The following is a 4,747-nucleotide window of genomic DNA, read 5'->3' on the forward strand; positions in this document are numbered from 1 at the left end:
GGTCCGAGCCTGGGGATGTATCTGCACCATTACGAAACCTCATCTACAAGAGCAGCAAAGCGCCATGCGTGATCCGCAATAGCGCTGCTTACCATGTCCCAATGATGTGTCGCAACCAGACAGCTAGTTGCCTAACGTTGACCGCCTTCCGCTCCTTTAACGTCGAAATAGGGCTTCAGCAGATTGATAGTAATTTGCGTCCGGCGCACGATTCCTTTTTCGTTGAGGTGATATTGCGTGTCGTGCAATTCCTCGAGAGGTACCATCGTATCGCTAGGCTTACCTACCATTTCCACCCCGTTTGCTTCGTAGAAATCGCGGATCTGAGCGAACGCCGGATCGCGATCATAGGATTCGAAGCGAAGCGTGTTCGGCCAAAGTGCCAGTACGCGAACATCGTGCTCGTTGGCCCAGGAAATGAATTCGGCAATTGCGCGCATATCGCGACTGGATCTATCCACCCGTATCGTTAGCGGCTGATATAGTTTCATTCGCTCGCGCTGACTATCGCCGATATTCTTGAAGTTGATAACGGTAAAGCGCGGGTCCCCACTGGGTGTCAGTCGGTTGCGCGCGTTCGGCAGCTTCTCCTCAACGGTTTTATCCGTTGTGGTGAACATGCGCAGTGGATCCGAACCAAGCACATAGGCCATCTGGCGTGTGAGCGACAATTGGTCAAAATAATCTTTACCGCAGCCGGTAACATAGTCGATTTCCGGTTCGGTCGGCTTATCATGCCAGAAAAGATCGTATTCGAGCACCAGCGCGGCGGTATCGCCAGGCTTCAACAGTTTGCGCGCATTCCACAGCATCACATCAGGGCCGAGTGCAGCAAAGGTGCCAAAGTTCGCCGCGCGTACGCTCACAGCATCACCGACGGCACCGGTATTGATGCCCTTATGGACTGCCGAGCCACCGACAAAGAGGATCTTAGGCGAGCTTTGAGCTGTCGCGGCCTCCATCTTGCTATACACACCCACACAGCGGCTCAAGGTTTCCTTGGTCATCGTTCCAAGTTGCCACCGAAAGACAATCACAGACGCCATGATCAGGACAATAAACGTCCCGAGCAGAGCGAGGAGAAAGCGGACAAAAGGATAAGCGGGAAGTCTTGTCACGATCACCTAGAACTGGAAATAAAGGAATTCGGAAGGCGCTGCCGAATTGATCGACCGCACGACGAGAAAGAGACCAATTCCGAGCAGAATGCCGCTCCACAGTCCCGGGCGCCACTCAAGCCGATTGCGAGATCGACCGTCGAGCAACACTGCGCGGGTGTTGAGCACGGGGCGGTACCTGCGTAAAATGCGGATCGAATTTGGTGCGCCGAACGCTAGCACCATCCCGAGCAACAGCACACTGCAATTCATATAGAATTGCGCACGTTGGTTGGCGGCAACCATCTCGATACCCCATGCACGTGGATCCATGCCCAGCGGCCCAAGGATCGTGCCAAGCTCTAGCGGCGCGGAAAGACCGTTCAATCCGAGCATAGCTGCATATATCGAACTCACTGCCTGCATGTCGGTGGCGCGAAACGGCACCCATGCGATCACGACAGCCAAAAAGGTGATCGTCATAGCAAGAATCGGTGGCATCTTGATCTTGTTGCCGAGCTGGTAGTTCCAAAAGTGATTGATCATCAGATACAGGCCATGCAGGAACCCCCACAGGATGAATGGCCATCCAGCGCCATGCCATGCTCCGCCGATGACCATCGTCGCCATTAAATTCATATGGCGGCGAGCTGGCCCCTTACGATTTCCACCAAGCGGAATATAGATATAATCGCGTAGCAGCCGTGAGAGGGTCATGTGCCATCTGCGCCAAAAAGCGATTATATTTGTCGATCGATAGGGTGAGTTAAAATTGGCAGGAAATCTTATCCCGAACATGAGCGCCAAGCCGGTCGCCATGTCGGAATAGCCCGAAAAATCGAAGTAAATTTGAAGCGTATACGCTAGAATTCCGACCCAGGCATTGAAGAAATCTACCTCACCGCCGTCAGCCGCTGCGGCGAACATCGCATTAGCCAACATCGCGATCCGATCTGCGACCAGCACCTTTTTCACCAACCCAATTACAAGTAGGCATGAGCCCACCGCGAGCATTCTGAGCAGCCTTTGGCGCGGCATGGCCTCGGCGAACTGGGGCATCATTTCTTTGTGATGTACCACTGGCCCGGCAAGCATGTGTGGAAAGAATGACACGAAAAGGCCATAACGGACCGGCTTCGCCTCAACCGCTTTGCCCGAACAAATGTCAGCAAGATAGGCGATCTGGATGAAGGTGTAGAAGGATATGCCGATCGGCAGAACGATTTCGAGGTGCGGCAGGTCCGCCAGACCCATCTCGCCAATTACTTCGATTAGGAAGTTGGTATATTTGAAATAGCCCAGAAGCAGCAGATTGGCGATGATCCCCGCTGCCGTCAACATCCGCGATCCGGTCGCCATGATGCCTCTTCCGATCAAGAAGTTGAACACCACCGAAACTATAAAGACCAAGGCGTAAGGCACGCTCCAATACGCGTAGAAATAAATCGAGGCCAGCAGCAAGGCCAGAAAAGCGTAGTTGCGTATGCCAAGAACACGTAATCCGTGAAAGGCTATGAGGGCTACTGGAAGGAAGAGAAACAGGAACTCATTAGAGTTGAAGAGCATTTAATGTAACCTCAGATCCTGCCGGCGAGTCGTCGGTTGACCACGTTCATATATTCCGCGCTTGACTCTGTCAGCCCCAACTGGGCTATCGCCCCCGAAAATGACTTGCGGGTTCTTGCAGAGTTTCGGCAGTTGGACAACTCCATAATTTCGCAATTGCGAGCTGGATATCCGCAAATACCTCAGATTTCTTGAAATTTCGAACGCCAAGTAATTGAAATTGTTACATGGGATTTTGCTGGCTTTAGGGTTATTGCGGGTGTCCAGCTTGATCCCGACATGAGACAACTGGCCTGCTGCCGGTTTGGTGGACACCAAGATAAGGTGTTTATCAGACTTGAGGACATGAATGGAGCGAAGGAAGTTTAGAGCGTTTTTCGACCATTATGAATCGCAGAGGGGTTCCCACGGAGCGAGATTTCCGATTCAGAATCCGTGCTGGAGAGGGAGGTCGGCATGGATGGGTCAAGCTTTATCAATGGATTTGCGCAGGCGGCTGCTGACTGCGATTGATGACGGGATGAGTTGCCGCGCTGCGGCGGCTCGCTTTGGGGTCGCGCCCTCGACAGCGATCCGCTGGCACGATCAGCGGCGCACGACCGGCACCTTTGCTCCCAAGCCTCAGGGTGGCGATACGCGATCGCGCCGGATCGAGGAGCGTCGAGCGGAGATCCTCGCCGTGTTGGAGGCGCGCAAGGACATCTCGCTTGAAGAACTGCGCCTGGCATTGATGGATCTGGACCTGCACGTCTCGGTTGCCGGGCTTGACCGCTTCTTCATTCGTCACGGTATGACGCGCAAAAAAAGGCTCTCCTGAGCTTGTCGAAGGGACTGGCCATGCGATCGAGCAGGACCGCCCCGATGTCCTGAACCAACGACATGACTGGTTCGATGGCCAACTCGATCTTGACCCCGAACGGCTCGTGTTCCATCGACGAGACTTGGACCGCGACCAACATGACCCGCAGCCATGGCCGCTGCGCCAGGGGCGAGCGCCTGTGGATGGGCTTCCCGCACGGCCACCGCAAGACGACCACGCTGGTTGCCGGGTTGCGCATGACCGGAATGGTCGCGCCAATGGTGCTGGACGGCCCGATCAACGGCGACTGGTTCGAAGCCTATGTCACCCATGGTCTCGTGCCCGAACTGCGGCCCGGCGACGTCGTCATCATGGACAACCTGTCGAGCCACAAGCGCGCATCGGTGCGCGAGCGGATCGAAGCGGCAGGCGCAACCTTGTGCTTCCTCCCGCTCTACAGCCCAGACTTCGATCCTATCGAGAAGGCCTTCTCCGTAAGACCGTCGTCTAATGGCGGGATTTGCAAGCGCCTTTTTGATGCGGGAGGTGGTTTGCCGGGAGCATGGTCGTCTATGCGCGAGCCCGTCGGCGTCATTGGCGTCGGTTTTGTTGGCTGCCATGTCGAGCGCAGCCTTGGCGTGGCGGGCGTCAATACAGATTGCCGGTATCCCTTCCGCTGTGAGAGCATGAAAAAACCAGACTGAAAGAGGCCCGGTCTCGAAGACGACCCGCTCGGCTGTAGGGGCATGCTTGCGGATCAACGCTGAAAGAAGCTGCGGATCCGAGGCGCATTTCCCGCGCCAAATACGCTTGCCATCGCGCCGAATGGCTACTGCGGTCTCTTTCAACGACACATCCAGCCCGATATACTCACCCATGGTTGTTCTCCCTGATGCTGGGCCCGGTCACCAATCGAGAGCCCGTCCTTCATCATAGCCGGGAACAACCACCCTCTTGGGCTGAAATCCTGCCGAATGGGTGACCGCTCCCGCGATTACCCCATGTATGTCCGTTTCGTGAAAGATGTTGGTTCGCCCTACACTGGTGCTCTGAGGGTTGCTCGGGTGGGCCGAGCCTATCCTCACACGAGGAGGACGAACCGTGGAACATCCTACAAAAGTTTTCATCGGAATCGATGTTGCAAAGGCGCGCAATGCCATTTCGTCCTCTGATCCTTGGGCGCCGACGGCCGGGTGCCTCGCCTGGCCCAGCGGCGAGTGATCTTGTTCTTCTGCCCGATGCGAGCCTCATCCTGGAACCAAATTTCTATGGGCGTGCCGCGCGG

At 55.6% G+C, this 4,747-nt stretch carries 2 protein-coding genes and 3 pseudogenes; 1 reads left to right on the forward strand and 4 read right to left on the reverse strand.

Features of this window, described 5'->3' with window-relative positions:
• Positions 1-131: 131 nt before the first annotated feature.
• Positions 132-1,118 carry a hypothetical protein gene (locus KRZ98_RS18060; RefSeq protein ID WP_217674832.1) on the reverse strand — a complete coding sequence of 329 codons (987 nt, stop codon included), beginning with the start codon at positions 1,116-1,118 and terminating at the stop codon, positions 132-134.
• 6 nt (positions 1,119-1,124) lie between these two features.
• On the reverse strand, positions 1,125-2,663 hold the full coding sequence (locus KRZ98_RS18065) for an MBOAT family protein (protein ID WP_217674833.1): 1,539 nt from the start codon (positions 2,661-2,663) through the stop codon (positions 1,125-1,127).
• A gap of 460 nt (positions 2,664-3,123) precedes the next feature.
• On the opposite strand from KRZ98_RS18065, the pseudogene KRZ98_RS18070 reads away from it, so the two are divergent.
• Positions 3,124-3,956: pseudogene (locus KRZ98_RS18070) on the forward strand (IS630 family transposase); the annotation flags it as partial.
• A gap of 78 nt (positions 3,957-4,034) precedes the next feature.
• Here KRZ98_RS18070 and KRZ98_RS18075 read toward each other — a convergent pair.
• Both KRZ98_RS18075 and KRZ98_RS18080 read right to left on the reverse strand, forming a co-directional pair.
• Positions 4,035-4,340 (reverse strand): annotated as a pseudogene (locus KRZ98_RS18075) (transposase); the annotation flags it as partial.
• Positions 4,341-4,627: 287 nt separating this feature from the next.
• Positions 4,628-4,747: pseudogene (locus KRZ98_RS18080) on the reverse strand (IS630 family transposase); the annotation flags it as partial.

Origin of the sequence: Sphingobium sp. AS12 (assembly GCF_019097845.1) — a bacterium.
Taxonomy (GTDB): Bacteria; Pseudomonadota; Alphaproteobacteria; order Sphingomonadales; family Sphingomonadaceae; genus Sphingobium.

Excerpts from the sequence above, each read along its gene's own strand:
- KRZ98_RS18065 (WP_217674833.1), bottom strand. The coding sequence starts at position 2,663 with ATGCTCTTCAACTCTAATGAGTTCCTGTTTCTCTTCCTTCCAGTAGCC.